Source organism: Cylindrospermopsis curvispora GIHE-G1, from assembly GCF_014489415.1.
GTDB lineage: Bacteria > Cyanobacteriota > Cyanobacteriia > Cyanobacteriales > Nostocaceae > Raphidiopsis > Raphidiopsis curvispora_A.
Genome location: NZ_CP060822.1, coordinates 2,578,155 through 2,592,628, shown reverse-complemented (window position 1 = coordinate 2,592,628; position 14,474 = coordinate 2,578,155). Strand labels below are relative to the sequence as shown.

Sequence of the window (14,474 nt, the reverse complement as noted above, 5' to 3'; positions counted from 1 at the left end):
TTAACTAACCAATGTCATTCAGGAGCTTATGTCAACAATGTCTAAGATTTTGAGAATTTCTCATTTACTGGTAACCACCCTATTAAGTTTGAGTTTTCCTCATCCAGTGGGAGCAACACCTGGAACAATATTGCAAATAAATCCTCCAGTATCAACCCCATCAACCACAGAACTGACCATAATAGTGAACGGAATACTTAACAAAACTGGTGATATTTGTCTAAGAGTTTATAACTCAGAAGTTGGCTTCCTTACGAATGGTTCTAGTGAAGTGAAAAGTGGCTGTACAAAAATTACTGGTAGTTCTGTAAAAACCGTATTCTCTGGATTAAAACCGGGAACCTATGCAGTAGCAGTAATGGACGATCAAAATGGGGACAGGAAACTGAACAGGGACTTTTTTGGCATTCCCACAGAAGGATTTGGCATTTCTCGAGATCCCATAGTTTCTATCCGAACTGGTATGCCAAAATTTCGTCGCGCTAGTTTTAAAATGACCCAGAATACCACCATTGATATCACTATGAAATATTCTTTAGACCCCTAGGCAAAGTAATTAGATGGGGACGTGGGAATGGTAAATGACGAATTCTAATTTTTTTCCTTTTATCACCAGTACTAAGTGGTAACCTAATCATGTCAGACCTGACTAAATTTTTATCTGAGTCCCTGATGGTTTGGTTAATCATTCAAGTAGGTTTAACTCTAATATTTTTATGGTATCTAGAAACCTACCAACAACCATCGGATAGTGAACTACCAAAAACGGCAGTAATTTTATGCTTACGTGGTGCTGATCCTTTTTTACCTCACTGCGTGCGATCGCTATTGAATCAAAACTATCCCGAGTATGACCTGAAGTTAATTATAGATAGTAGGGAAGATCCAGCGTTTAAAATTGTTCAAGAAGTAATTAATGAAACAGGGGCAAAAAATATTGAAGTTAGCATTTTGAAGACAGTGCGTCATAACTGTAGTCTTAAATGTAGTGCTTTAATACAGGGGGTTTCAGATTTAGATGAATCATATCAGGTAGTGGCATTAGTAGATGCTGACACCATAGTTCATAGTAACTGGTTAAAAGAATTGGTCATTCCGCTGATGGATGGAACAACAGGAGTAACCACAGGAAACCGTTGGTATGTACCCACAGGAAAATATTGGGGTTCCCTAGTACGTTACACAGGGAATATTTCTACCGTCATACAAATGTTTCTCTTTCAAATTCCTTGGGGTGGTAGTTTAGCAATCAAAAAAAGTGTTATTGAAGAAACCCAACTGATAGAGAAATGGGGACAAGCACTTAGTGATGACATACCAATGCATAAAATTCTCCAAAAACAGGGATGGAAAATTAAATTTATTCCTTCTGCGCTAATTATCAACCGAGAAGAAATTAACTTATCTGAGTTACTTCCCTCTCTACAACGTCTAATACTTTGTTCTCGACTTTATCACCCTAAGTGGTTAGCATTAATCTGTGAAGCTGTTTCTAGCATAGTTTTTCCTGGGCTGACACTTTTATTAACTCTAGGAATGTTACTAGTAACTGAAGGAGAAAAAGTATTGTCTTTACTGCAATCCTATAGCCTTTATATCCTGGGACTGCTCCTGCTGATTTTAGTCACACAGAGGAGGGTTGAAAAAATAATTTATCAGCAGCAACAACCAATTACTGAAATTTCACTAACCACCATTGTTAAAATGTTGATTGCCATTCCTTTAACCCAGTTACTTTATGGTTTAGCAATCCTATCTTCCATATCCACATCAACCCTAACCTGGCGTGGAATCACTTATAAAATCAATGATAAGGGAAATATTAACTTAGTTGCATATCATCCTTATCAATGGTTAGATCAACCGACCGATCCAAAAATGTCTCTCTAATTTTATTGATTTTCTTATTTCTAGTATCCTTGTTGGGTAATTGTGTTAATTATCCGCTGGATTAACTGAGGTCTGTCAATGCGTAAATCCTAATTAATTCAACTTTCTTACCCAAACAGAGGAATTAAACATGGAAAAGAAACCCTTGCGCATTGCCTTATTCACTGGTTTATATGCTCCTTTTTTAACGGGAGTATCTGTTGCTGTACACCAACGAGTTCATTGGTTACTAGAACAAGGGCATGAAGTTTTTCTGATCCATCCACAAATTAATAAGCAGTATAGTCAACAAGTGGGCAATCGTCCCATGTTAGGATTATCAGAACTACAAATTTTTTCTAACTTCTCTTCCTATGCTTTTCCTACCCAACCACTAATTTTTTATAAATCCCTACCGCAACCTTTAAATTATCGTCATTGGAACGATACTAAACTTTTAGAAAACTTTCAACCTGATATTATTGTTGTGGAGGAAGCAGCCCAGATGAGAGGGCTATATTCTATTTTTCTACAAGGTTATGGTAGGGCGGTAGGAGTTGACTATGCCAAACGTACTAAAACCCCTATTATCTCCGTTTTTCACACGGATATAGTTGCCTATATTAAATATTATTTAGGCGACATTTTATTCAGACTAACGAGTCCCATAATTCCTCTACTAGTCAGACAATTTAGCGATCAATATACCCTCAACATATTTCCTTCCAGAGAGCAACTGACAAAGTACCAAAAACTGCAATGTCAAAGATGTGAATATGTCCCCTATCAGGGAATTAACTGTGAAAAATTTCATCCTCGCAACATTTGTCATGACCCAATTCCCAATGATAAAAGACCGACTATTTTATTTGTAGGACGTATCACTGCAGAAAAGAATGTTACTCAAATTTTAGAAGCCTATCCCTTAATTGCAGCTAAAATTCCCCAGGTGCATTTAGTCATAGTTGGTAGCGGTCCCCTAGACCAAGAAATTCGCCATCGCGCCCAAAAATTTGCTGATGGTGTGACAATTTGGGGTGAATCTCATGGCACAGAACTTTTAGGATGGTTTGCCAGAGCAGATGTTTTTATTAACCCCTCAGTTACAGAAAATTTCTGCACCACTAATAACGAAGCTTTAGCTTCTGGAACACCAGTAGTAGCAGTAATGGCTCCCTCTACTGCTGAACAAGTAATTGTTGGTTATAATGGACTACTTGCACAACCTAATAACCCTAAAGATTTTGCCGACAAAATAGTAACAATCCTGCAAAATCCCGATCTCAAAAACCAATTGTCTAGCCAAGCTCGTTCCTCAATTTTACAATTTGACTGGTCAAATTGCAGTCAGAAGTTTGAGGATAAATTATATGAGTTAGTAAATGTAAATGAGATGGAATTCTTCTAAGTGGGTGAGTGGAATTAAATATAAGATCAACGTAGGTTGGGTTGAAGTATGAAACCCAACACCACGGGTCTCGTTACTCGACCCATCCTACAAATAATTGTGCCTCCCTACTTAGCTGGGGAGTACAGGTATGGTAGTAGGGTGATCAGGGGTTTCCTGTAAGAAATCTAGATCACTCTATTAAATCAAATGAAATTAAACAGCGGAAATATCAATTAACCAGCGTACAGTCTGGGGGAAAATAATGACAATTAACAACACCACAAACTGTAACACCATAAAAGGAATGGCACTTTTATGAATATCGAAAGTGCTAACTTCTTTAGGTGCTACACTTTGTAAATAAAACAAAGAAAATCCTACAGGAGGGGAAATAAAGGCGGTTTGTAAATTAATCGCCATGACCACACCAAACCATACCATATCAATATTTAAAGCTTGGGCTGCAGGCACAAATAATGGCATGGCAATAAAGCAAATTTCCATGAATTCTAGGAAGACTCCCAGAGCAAAAATTGCCAAATTACTGACAATTAAAAATCCCCAATAACCTCCAGGTAAACTGGTTAGAAGTTCAGTAATTAAAGTTTTACCCCCCAGAGCATCAAATACTAAACTAAACATGGATGAAGCAAATAAAATCATCACCACTAAAGCGGTAATAACTGCCGTGGAGTGAGCAGAATCACGAACTAATTGAGGTGTTAACCGTTTATTGAAAGCGGCCAGCAAAGAAGCACCAACAGCACCAACAGCACCAGCTTCTGTAGGCGTAGCAATGCCAAAGAAAATACTCCCTAAAACAGCAAAAATCAATAAAATTGGGGGGATAACAGCCTTGATGACTTTTTTGAGTAACTTAGTACCTGTAAGAATTTCCACATTAGCAGGAATATTCGGAACTTTGTCTGGCTGAAAAAAAGCTAGTGCCAGAATATAGAGAATATAAGAACCAGATAACATTAAACCTGGAATTAAAGCCCCTAAAAATAAATCTCCTACCGACACACCAATTTGGTCACTGAGAATTACGAGTACTAAACTGGGGGGAATTAGCTGAGCTAAAGTACCCGATGCAATAATTACTCCAGCAGCTAGTTTCTTGTCATAACCATAGCGAATCATCACCGGTAAGGATAACATTCCCATGACAATTACTGTAGCAGCTACAACTCCTGTAGTCGCTGCTAGAATAGTTCCTACTAAGACAACTGCTAGGGCTAAACCACCTCGTATACGACTGAATAAAATACCTACAGTTTCTAATAATTCCTCGGCTAAACCTGACTTTTCTAAAATAGCACCTAGAAACACAAAAAAGGGAATAGCCAGGAGGGTGAAATTGGACATGGTGCCAAACCAAATATTTGGCAAGGATAACAAACGTGCAGGATTAAATGCTCCGACTGTCATACCGATGATGCCAAAAACAATTGCTGTTCCCGCAAAAGAAAATGCAACCGGGTATCCAGTCATTAAAATTAGAAAAAAGCCCAGAAACATCAAAATAGATAACCATTCAAAACCCATAAATCACCTGATAAATTACTAACAGTTTAATAATTATTTAAGATTGACTATTCAATTTTGATATTTTCTGAAGTTTCCAGTCGAACTTTTTCTGATACCTGTTCATAGCCTAGGAGTATGGCCAAATATTTAATGGCTTGAGAAATACTCTGTAAAAGGAGAAATAATAATCCCAAGGGAAGTATTGTTTTAATGGGTGCACGAGGTAAACCATTAGCATCGGAAGAAACTTCCCAACTTCCCCAATTACCATCACTTAATCTACCCCAGGACTGTAAGACGGGATTAAATGTTACCCAAATACCAATTAAACAAAAGGGAATTAAAAATAATATTGTTCCCCAAAAATCAATCAATGCTCGTTTCTTCTCATTCATATTAGTATACAAAAAATCTACTCTAACATTGTCTCCATGACGTAAAATATAGGCAAAGCCAAGTAAAAACGTCATAGAAAATAAATACCATTGTAGTTCTAAAAGCGCGTTCGAAGATAATTGTAGTCCTAAAAAGCGTCCTAAATAGCGAGCAACAACGTTAAAAAAACCTACTCCAATGGTGATTAAAACCAGCCAATTGCAAAACCATCCCAATTTATCCGTATATTTATCAATAAACTCGGAAATCCTTAATAATCTGCTAACAAATAGCCATTTTCTGGATTCGTGCATCATGATTTCACTCACAAATAATTTCCCACACTACACTAAACTAAGACTGATAGAAGATATTATGGAAATTTCGTTATACTTCTTTATACTTATTTTTAATTATTCATATTTTTTCCCTAAACAATATGGTAGAGTGTGGTGGTATTTTCAGCTCAATGGCAAATACTTTTTAAAAATTATCCAAAAATTATCCAAGTCAGGTTTTATTTATGAAACGTCGAGACCTTGTTACGAGATTATCTCAAAGTGCCATTGGCGCTACAGGGGTAGCAATTGTTGGAGGTTGTCAAAAAGCTCAAAACCAAGAAGCAAGTGGATTTAATACAGATAAACTACCAACGGTAAAGTGGCAAATGGCCACCAGTTGGCCTTTGTCCTTAGAAATTATTTTTGGTGGAGCACAGGTTTTAGCTGATAGGGTAAAAGCCCTTACTAATGGGAAATTTATCATAGAACCTCGTCCCGCTGGAGACATAGCTCCTGGTTTGGAAGTGTTGAACGTGGTTTCCCAGGGTGCGGTACAGTCAGGACATACGGGATCCTACTACTATATTGGCAAAACCCCAGCCCTAGCTTTTGGTACATCAGTACCTTTTGGATTGAATGCACAACAGCAAAATGCCTGGTTATACGAAGGTGGCGGTCTAGCTAAATTACAAGAGCTTTACGCCCGTAAATTCAATGTCATTCAATTTCCTGCTGGTAACACAGGTACACAGATGGGGGGGTGGTTTCGCCGAGAAATCAAAACCATTAATGATCTAAAAGGATTGAAAATGCGTATTCCTGGTTTAGGTGGACAGGTAATGGCTAAACTGGGGGTGACAGTACAAAATGTTCCTGGGGGGGAGATATTTCAGGCATTACAAACTGGTGCTATTGATGCTGCTGAGTGGGTAGGACCCTACGACGACGAGAAGTTGGGTTTAAATAAAGTTGCTAAGTATTACTATTATCCCGGTTGGTGGGAACCAGGTCCAACTTTAGAAGTGCAAATTAATTTAGATGAGTGGAAGAAATTACCACCTCAATATCAAGCAGCTTTAGAAACCGCAGCATATCAATCCAACCTAACAATGTTGGCTCGTTACGATGCCAAAAATAATCAAGCACTAGAAAGATTGTTAAAGGGTGGTACGGAGGTTCGTGCTTACAGTCAGGAGATTTTAGCAGTTGCGGAAAAAGAATCTTTTGCCCTGTATGATGAATTTGCTGCCAAAGATGCGGATTTCAAGGCCATTTATGACGAGTGGAAGCCTTTTAGGGATCGAGTTTATGCTTGGAACAATTTAAATGAGGGCAGTTTTAGTCGTTATGTTTATAGTAAGCTTAAAAGCTAATCAACAGTAATTAGTGTTAAGATATGCACGATATTTTCTTTCATCTTTGGGTAGCTTTGCCGGAAGCTATGATACAATCGTGCTTTCTGGCTTACCAGAATTGACCGATGGGATGGTTAATCAATTTTAATCCTTTTGATTAGCTGTAAAATTGCACAAGTCTGGATTATGCCACAATAGCGAAAAAAAAACATTAGGAGTTTTATTTGTGGAGTCCAAAACATTATACGACCCAGCAGCAATTGAAGAAAAATGGCAACAGTTATGGTCAGAACTAGGTTTGGATAAAACACCTCAAGACAAAAACCAACCAAAATTCTACGCCCTTTCTATGTTCCCCTACCCTTCAGGTAGCTTGCACATGGGTCATGTGCGTAACTACACGATTACAGATGTGATCGCTCGCCTGAAAAGAATGCAAGGGTATCGTGTATTACATCCAATGGGTTGGGATGCCTTTGGATTGCCAGCAGAAAATGCAGCTATTGATAGGGGTGTTCCTCCAGCGAAGTGGACATACCAAAATATTGACCAGATGAGACAACAATTGAAACGTCTGGGTTTATCCTTAGACTGGGAAGCTGAAGTTGCTACTTGCTCATCCGATTATTATCGCTGGACACAATGGATTTTTCTGCAATTTTTAGCAGCTGGTTTAGCCTATCAAAAAGAGGCGGCTGTTAATTGGGATCCTATAGACCAAACTGTATTAGCTAATGAACAAGTAGATGCTGAAGGAAGATCTTGGCGTAGTGGTGCGATCGTAGAACGTAAGATGTTGCGTCAATGGTTTCTCAAAATTACAGCCTATGCGGAGGAACTATTAAATGATCTAGAACATTTACCCGGTTGGCCCGAACGGGTAAAGATAATGCAGGCCAACTGGATTGGCAAATCTACAGGTGCATATTTAGAATTTCCTATTGTGGGGTTAAGGGAAAAAATTGGTGTTTATACCACTCGTCCCGATACGGTTTATGGAGTGAGTTATATTGTATTAGCTCCCGAGCACCCCTTAACTAAAATGGTAACCAATGCGGAACAAAAAGCAGCGGTGGAAGCGTTTATTGCAGAAGTAAGTAGTCAAAGTGAGTTAGAAAGGACTGCAGAGGACAAACCTAAGCGGGGTATTCCTACTGGTGGGAAGGCTATCAACCCTTTCACCCAACAGGAAGTACCCATCTGGATTGCCGACTACGTACTTTATGAGTATGGGACTGGTGCGGTGATGGGTGTACCTGCTCATGATGCACGGGATTTCAAATTTGCCCGGGAGCAAAATTTAGAGATTAAGGTAGTAATTGTACCAGAAATTGGTAATCAGGAAACCCTAACTAAAGCCTATACAGAAGGGGGAGTTTTAGTTAACTCCGGTCAGTTTAATGGCATGAATTCAGCAGACGGCAAAAAGGCAATTATTGAATATGCTCAAGAGCAGGGTTTTGGTAGCCAGAAAGTTCAATATCGCCTACGAGATTGGTTAATTTCTCGTCAACGTTATTGGGGTGCGCCTATTCCAGTGATTCATTGTCCTGAATGTGGTATGGTTCCAGTACCAGAAGCGGATTTACCCGTAGAATTACCAGAAGAAGTGGAATTTACCGGTCGTGGTGGATCGCCCTTAGCTCAGTTAGAAAGTTGGTTGAATGTACCCTGTCCTAATTGTGGTACTCCAGCCAAAAGAGAGACGGACACTATGGATACTTTTATCGATTCTTCTTGGTATTTCTTACGTTATACTGATGCCAAAAATGCCCAACAAATTTTTGATAGCAGTCGGGTAAATGATTGGATGCCAGTGGATCAATATGTGGGTGGTATTGAGCATGCCATTTTGCATTTGTTGTATTCTCGTTTCTTCACCAAGGTGTTAAGAGATAGGGGTTTATTGAATTTTGATGAACCATTTCAAAGGTTATTAACCCAGGGAATGGTACAGGGTTTAACATATATGAACCCCAACAAAAGTGGTAAAGACAAATGGGTTCCTTCCCATTTAGTTGATGCTAATCATCCTGTGGATCCTCAAACAAGGGAACCTTTACAACGTGTTTATGCAACCATGTCTAAATCAAAAGGTAATGGGGTAGCACCAGAAGACGTAATTTCTAAGTATGGTGTTGACACAGCGCGGATGTTTATTTTATTCAAAGCACCACCTGAGAAAGATTTGGAATGGGATGAAGCTGATGTTGAAGGACAATTTCGATTTTTAAATCGTGTTTGGAGATTGGTGAATGATTATGCCAATATGGGAGTCTGTGGAAAAAAAGTTGATTTAGAGAAATTGACAAAGGAAGAGAAAGATTTAAGAAGGACAACTCACTTAGCTATTAAAGCAATTACGGAAGATGTAGAAGACGAATATCAGTTTAACACAGCAATTTCAGAACTCATGAAATTGAGCAATGCTCTCACTGATGGAAAATGTCATAATTCACCAATTTATGCAGAAGGGATTAAAAATTTAGTGATTATGTTAGCTCCTTTTGCACCCCATATTGCTGATGAGTTATGGAGTTCACTGGGGAATAAGGGTTCAGTACATCAGCAAGGTTGGCCAAGTTTTGACCCAGCAGCTTTGATAGCTGATGAAATTACCCTAGTAATTCAAATTATGGGGAAAACCCGTGGTGCAATTCAAGTTCCTTCCCAAATAGATAAAATGGCCTTGGAAAAATATGCGCGGGAATCAGAGGTGGCAAAACGTTATATTGAGGGGAAAGAAGTCAAAAAGGTCATTGTTGTTCCCGGTAAGCTGGTGAATTTTGTCCTAGACCAGAAGGAATAGCTGGGGTCACCTTTTAATTGGGTGGGTGGAATTAAACATAATATGAACGTAGGTTGGGTTGAAGTATGAAACCCAACACCTGCATGGGTTAAGCCACCACTAACCCATCCTACAAATAATTGTGCCTCCCTACTTAATTGGGAAAATAGTCAGCATCTAGGATTTGTTCTGGGGTAAAGGGACATTCACAGGGAAAAGTGTTATGGGAAAGATTAGTTTCATTAACAGTGGCCCGAACAGCTTTTTGATAACAATCGGACAAAATTGTTTGCAAGTAAGGTTTTAAACTGGGACTATCTTTCAGAATTAATTCCAATTGTTCTCTTTGTTCATCAATAGTATTCAACCAGCTAGAAGTTCTTTTTTGGGGCTGATATTTCCACTTTAATAGGTGCAGGACTAATATTTTCAAACGACTGAACGTTTCCCGTTTTTCACTATTCCCCATGGATTTGATTTCTTCGATTAAGTTTTCTCGGTCTAGGTTGGTTAGGTCTCCATTTTGAAGGGAATTGATAGTTTGTTCTATCCAAAGATGAAAGTCTTTTTCATAGAGGGTTTGAATAGTCATTTATAATCCTTTTTCGTCCTTACACTTAGTAATTTGTACGCTGATTCTACCACTAAAGTCAGGAATAGGTGCTGTAGGTTTAATAACCGTAACTTGCACCTGACTAATCATATCATTGTACTCAAGAATCTCATGAGCAATAGCTCCCGCTAAACGCTCCAACAAATCAAAACTAGACGCTTTTACCAAATTTTGTACCAAATCAATCACACTGCGGTAGTCCACAGTATGATGTATATTATCAGTAACCGCAGCTTGGGAAAGATCCATCCACAATTTTAAATCCACCTCAAACCATTGTCCTAAAATCTTTTCTTCTGGTAAGTACCCAATATAGCCATAACTGCGAATACCTGTTAAATTAATACAGTCCATAAAAATCTTCCGGTTCTAGAATTCCTTTAATGCACTTGGTTTTTAAAAATGTCAATCAGTTGTGGTCCTATGTGGTAGTCTCCACCCTAAAGCATTTGGGGTTGGATTTTGCCATTTTATGTCCTGGTTCCCGTTCCACTCCCTTAACTTTGGCATTTTGTCAAGAAGGATCAGATATTGAACCTATACCAATTCTGGACGAACGTTCAGGGGCTTTTTTTGCCCTGGGAAGGGCGAAAGCTACGGGAAAACCCGTAGTGCTAGTGTGTACTTCTGGAACAGCGGGGGCAAATTTTTACCCTGCAGTAATCGAAGCTAAGGAAAGTCATGTACCCCTGTTAATCCTAACCACTGATAGACCACCAGAATTACGAGATTGTCATTCTGGACAAACTATTGACCAGGTGAAATTATACGGTAATTATCCCAATTGGCAAACGGAGTTAGCAACTCCCCTTGCTGAAATACAGATGTTAAGTTATTTGCGACAAACCATAATTCATGCTTGGAAACGTTGTCAGTTTCCTAGGGGAGGAGTTGTACACTTGAATATACCCTTTCGTGATCCTCTTGCACCAGTTGCTGATGGAACTGATTTTATATTGGACACGGAAGAATTTTTCAGGGGAATCATTCCCACCCCCTTACCAACTGTCAATTATCCATTAACCTTAGAATGGAAAAAATATGAACGGGGTATTATTATTGCAGGGGTAGCACAACCTCAAGACCCGGAAAAATATTGTCAGGCTATTTCTTGTCTTTCTCAAACCTTACAATGGCCAGTTCTCGCAGAAGGACTTTCTCCGGTGAGGAATTATGCGGATTTATGTCCTTATTTAATTTCCACATACGATCTGATTTTACGTAATCCACAACTGCGTCAGGAATTAACTCCACAAATAATAATTCAAATTGGGGAAATGCCCACTAGCAAAGAATTACGCCATTGGTTAGTGGAGGTCAATGCTCAGCGTTTTGTCATTGATAATTCTTTTGAAAATATAGACCCCCTGCATGGAAAAACGGTACACCTGAAAATATCTGTAGAGGATTTAGACTTTGGGGGAGAAGGAGTGTGGGATAGCATGGCGAGTTTATGTTTACAAGAGTATTTACAACAATGGTGTGCCATGGAAGCAGCAGTGAGAAAAAATATTGATGATATGTTTTTAAAAACTGAAGAGTTAACCGAAAGTAAAGCTGCTTGGTTAATTTCTCAGCTACTCCCAGAAAACACTCCATTATTTATTGCTAATAGTATGCCAGTAAGGGATGTAGAATTCTTTTGGAAACCCAATAGTTTAAGAATCAAACCCTACTTTAATCGAGGTGCTAATGGTATTGACGGTAGTCTTTCCACCGCTTTGGGAATAGTCCATCAACATCACACAAGTCTTGGTGGTGTAATGCTCACAGGAGACCTAGCTCTATTACATGACACCAATGGTTTTTTGCTCAGAAATAAGTTCCTGGGACATCTGACCATTGTGTTAATCAATAATAATGGTGGTGGTATTTTTGAAATGTTGCCTATTGCCAATTTTGATCCGCCCTTTGAAGATTTTTTTGCCACCCCCCAAAATATTAACTTTGCTGATCTATGTGTTACCTATGGTGTGGACTATGAGCTAATTAGTTCTTGGCATCAGTTAGAAGAAAGATTGAGAATTTTGCCCAGTCAGGGAATTAGGGTTTTAGAAATTCCCACCAACAGAAAAAGGGATGCTCAATGGAGAAAGCAGTGTTTAGGAAAAATGTCCTTGCTTTAGTATTTATCTTTCATTCCCCGAATTTTGGCAAAGGTTTGTATGGGGTCACTACTTTTGACTGCTAATTGTAATGAGGGTTGATCCCAACGTAAAAAGGGATTTGTTAATTTTTCTGTACCCAGGAGAGAGGGAACTGTAGGTTGTTGAAGTTGACGAAGAGCTGTTACTTCTGTAAAACGTTTTTGTAATTCTTGGTTTTCACTATCTACTGTTAGCGCAAAGCGTAGGTTATTCCAGGTGTACTCATGGGCGCACCAAACCCGGGTGTTATCAGGTAAAGCTCTCAGTTGAGTCAAAGACTCCACCATTTGTGCTGGTGTACCTTCAAATAGACGACCACAACCACCAGCAAAAAGAGTGTCACCACAAAATAACTCTCCTGTGTCACCGGGTGTGACAGGGGGGAAATAATAGGCAATATGAGCACGAGTATGACCAGGTATAAATAATACTATTGCCTGGCGATCGCCAAATTTAACAATATCATTTGCTTGTAGAAACACCTGCTGTCCAGGAATTCTTCCTCGGTCTTGAATACCACCATATATGGTCACCTGGGGAAATTTTTCAATTAATTTCTGATTACCTCCCACATGGTCATGATGATGATGGGTATTAAAAATAGCGACCAAATTGCACTGTAATTCTGTAAGTTTTTCCATAACCGGTTCTGGTTGGGCGGGATCGACAACAGCAGCAATATTATGATATGAATCGTAGAGGAGAAATATATAGTTATCAGACAGTGCTGATAATTGAATGATTTGCATTATTTTTACCTCATTTATCTTACCGGGTGACAAGGGCGTTGAAGATGAGATGTGGCAATAATTTGAGAAAATAAGGGGGTAAAAAAATAGGGGCAAGGGAGCCCCAAAACAACAAAATGTTACCACAATCATATCACAAAATTTTCCGAAAGCATTTGAGTGAACAGCAGTATTTGACACTGGAGATATTGTTATTATTGATACAAGCTTATCGCCAAGTAAAACTGTCAAAATTGGCGAGTTTGTTTCCCCAACCAATTAAATATGAAAGCAGGAAACGTAATTTACAAAGATTTTTAGGAATAAATAAACTCTGCGTAAAATTATTATGGTTTCCCTTGATAAAATATTGGATTAGACAATCGTTAACACCACAACAATTGAATCGAGAACAGCGCCGCTTTTTTCATAAAAAACAATATCAAAAATATGGTTACTGGATGGTAGCACTGGATAGAACACAGTGGAAAGGACGGAATATATTTATGGTGACATTGGTATGGGGTACTCATGCCTTACCACTATATTGGGAAACATTAAATCATGTAGGAAATAGTAACTTATCAACCCAAAAAAGATTGATAAAGACAGCAATAAAGTTGTTGAAAAAATGTCGAATTGTGGTGTTGGCAGATAGAGAATTTCATAGTGCAAAACTGGCTAAGTGGCTTGATGAGCAAGGAGTTTACTTTGCTTTACGTCAGAAAAAAGACCTTCATTTTCAAGAAGAAATAGGACTTGAATATCAAGTTCTTAAAAACCAAGGATTTAAGCCGGGGATGTCAAAGTTTTATCAGGGAGTTAAATGTGGTAAAGGAGATGAATTAGGGTTATTTAATATCGCTGTTTATTGGAAGAGAAAATATCGTCATAAAGGACCAAAAGAACCTTGGTATATCTTAACGAATCTACCAAATCTCAAACAAACTTTATGCCTCTATAGATGTCGATGGGGAATTGAACAATTTTTCAAAGATTGTAAAACAGGTGGTTATAATCTAGAGGATACTAAAGTAAATGAAACTCGTTTTTTAGCCTTAGTTTTATTAATTGTGATTGCTTATAGTTTAGCCACTATGTACGGTCAACGGATGAAAAAATTAGGGATAGAGACTTATGCCGGACGGATTCAACAACATCAGGACAATTACCCACGTCAGAGTGATTTTAGCTTTGCTGTTTACGGACAATTATGGATTTATGGCATGGAACTATGGGCTGATTTAGCTCTAAGCTTAATTAGTCTTAAACCTCATAAACGCCGCTTTTTCAAGCGTGGCTTTCAGGCTCTATCCCTTATGAAACAAGCTGTTTGACCACTTTGTCACCCGGTAAGCTCATTTATATAAATAAAAATTATCAAATCTCTCTACTTTA

12 protein-coding genes are annotated in these 14,474 nt (G+C 38.5%); 7 read left to right on the top strand and 5 right to left on the bottom strand.

Annotated elements, in window-relative coordinates; all coding sequences use genetic code 11:
• Window positions 1–37 precede the first annotated feature (37 nt).
• The 3 genes from IAR63_RS11515 (at window position 38) to IAR63_RS11505 (ending at window position 3,277) form a co-directional block, all read left to right on the top strand.
• Window positions 38–547 (top strand): DUF2141 domain-containing protein, encoded by a 510-nt coding sequence (locus IAR63_RS11515; RefSeq protein WP_187707449.1) that lies wholly within the window; start codon window positions 38–40, stop codon window positions 545–547.
• Window positions 548–636: 89 nt separating this feature from the next.
• Window positions 637–1,890 carry a glycosyltransferase family 2 protein gene (locus IAR63_RS11510; protein ID WP_187705371.1) on the top strand — a complete coding sequence of 418 codons (1,254 nt, stop codon included), beginning with the start codon at window positions 637–639 and terminating at the stop codon, window positions 1,888–1,890.
• A gap of 130 nt (window positions 1,891–2,020) precedes the next feature.
• The gene (locus tag IAR63_RS11505) at window positions 2,021–3,277 is read left to right on the top strand and encodes a glycosyltransferase family 4 protein (RefSeq protein ID WP_187705370.1); all 1,257 of its coding nucleotides are present in this window, start codon (window positions 2,021–2,023) and stop codon (window positions 3,275–3,277) included.
• A gap of 195 nt (window positions 3,278–3,472) precedes the next feature.
• On the opposite strand, the gene IAR63_RS11500 is transcribed toward IAR63_RS11505, so the two are convergent.
• Together IAR63_RS11500 and IAR63_RS11495 are read right to left on the bottom strand one after the other, a co-directional pair.
• On the bottom strand, window positions 3,473–4,807 hold the full coding sequence (locus tag IAR63_RS11500) for a TRAP transporter large permease (RefSeq protein WP_187705369.1): 1,335 nt from the start codon (window positions 4,805–4,807) through the stop codon (window positions 3,473–3,475).
• Window positions 4,808–4,854: 47 nt separating this feature from the next.
• Window positions 4,855–5,493 (bottom strand): TRAP transporter small permease subunit, encoded by a 639-nt coding sequence (locus tag IAR63_RS11495; RefSeq protein WP_235678252.1) that lies wholly within the window; start codon window positions 5,491–5,493, stop codon window positions 4,855–4,857.
• A 194-nt stretch (window positions 5,494–5,687) separates the two neighbouring features.
• Here IAR63_RS11495 and IAR63_RS11490 point away from each other — a divergent pair, with 194 nt between their 5' ends.
• Entirely contained in the window at window positions 5,688–6,818 is a 1,131-nt protein-coding gene (locus IAR63_RS11490; protein WP_057177872.1) for a TRAP transporter substrate-binding protein, read from the top strand.
• A gap of 208 nt (window positions 6,819–7,026) precedes the next feature.
• Window positions 7,027–9,609: a leucine--tRNA ligase gene (leuS, locus tag IAR63_RS11485; protein WP_187705368.1), complete on the top strand. Its 2,583-nt coding sequence runs from the start codon at window positions 7,027–7,029 to the stop codon at window positions 9,607–9,609.
• A gap of 133 nt (window positions 9,610–9,742) precedes the next feature.
• Here leuS and IAR63_RS11480 read toward each other — a convergent pair whose 3' ends face one another.
• Complete coding sequence (locus tag IAR63_RS11480) at window positions 9,743–10,180, bottom strand: DUF29 domain-containing protein (RefSeq protein ID WP_006277760.1); 438 nt, start codon at window positions 10,178–10,180, stop codon at window positions 9,743–9,745.
• Window positions 10,181–10,555, bottom strand: a complete 375-nt coding sequence (gene folB, locus IAR63_RS11475) for a dihydroneopterin aldolase (RefSeq protein WP_057177857.1) — start codon at window positions 10,553–10,555, stop codon at window positions 10,181–10,183.
• A 29-nt stretch (window positions 10,556–10,584) separates the two neighbouring features.
• Between folB and menD the strand changes: the two genes are divergently transcribed.
• Window positions 10,585–12,327, top strand: coding sequence for a 2-succinyl-5-enolpyruvyl-6-hydroxy-3-cyclohexene-1-carboxylic-acid synthase (menD, locus tag IAR63_RS11470; protein ID WP_187705367.1), 1,743 nt, complete (start codon window positions 10,585–10,587; stop codon window positions 12,325–12,327).
• Here the strand turns inward: menD and gloB are convergent.
• Entirely contained in the window at window positions 12,324–13,097 is a 774-nt protein-coding gene (gloB, locus tag IAR63_RS11465) for a hydroxyacylglutathione hydrolase (protein WP_187705366.1), read from the bottom strand. The genes menD and gloB overlap by 4 nt on opposite strands.
• 116 nt (window positions 13,098–13,213) lie before the next feature.
• Between gloB and IAR63_RS11460 the strand changes: the two genes are divergently transcribed.
• On the top strand, window positions 13,214–14,413 hold the full coding sequence (locus IAR63_RS11460) for an IS4 family transposase (RefSeq protein ID WP_187705365.1): 1,200 nt from the start codon (window positions 13,214–13,216) through the stop codon (window positions 14,411–14,413).
• The last annotated feature ends 61 nt before the right edge of the window (window positions 14,414–14,474 follow it).

Coding starts and splice junctions, on each gene's coding strand:
- menD (WP_187705367.1), top strand. CDS start 10,585: ATGCACTTGGTTTTTAAAAATGTCAATCAGTTGTGGTCCTATGTGGTA.
- IAR63_RS11515 (WP_187707449.1), top strand. CDS start 38: ATGTCTAAGATTTTGAGAATTTCTCATTTACTGGTAACCACCCTATTA.
- IAR63_RS11500 (WP_187705369.1), bottom strand. CDS start 4,807: ATGGGTTTTGAATGGTTATCTATTTTGATGTTTCTGGGCTTTTTTCTA.
- folB (WP_057177857.1), bottom strand. CDS start 10,555: ATGGACTGTATTAATTTAACAGGTATTCGCAGTTATGGCTATATTGGG.
- IAR63_RS11490 (WP_057177872.1), top strand. CDS start 5,688: ATGAAACGTCGAGACCTTGTTACGAGATTATCTCAAAGTGCCATTGGC.
- IAR63_RS11480 (WP_006277760.1), bottom strand. CDS start 10,180: ATGACTATTCAAACCCTCTATGAAAAAGACTTTCATCTTTGGATAGAA.
- gloB (WP_187705366.1), bottom strand. CDS start 13,097: ATGCAAATCATTCAATTATCAGCACTGTCTGATAACTATATATTTCTC.
- IAR63_RS11510 (WP_187705371.1), top strand. CDS start 637: ATGTCAGACCTGACTAAATTTTTATCTGAGTCCCTGATGGTTTGGTTA.
- IAR63_RS11460 (WP_187705365.1), top strand. CDS start 13,214: ATGTTACCACAATCATATCACAAAATTTTCCGAAAGCATTTGAGTGAA.
- IAR63_RS11505 (WP_187705370.1), top strand. CDS start 2,021: ATGGAAAAGAAACCCTTGCGCATTGCCTTATTCACTGGTTTATATGCT.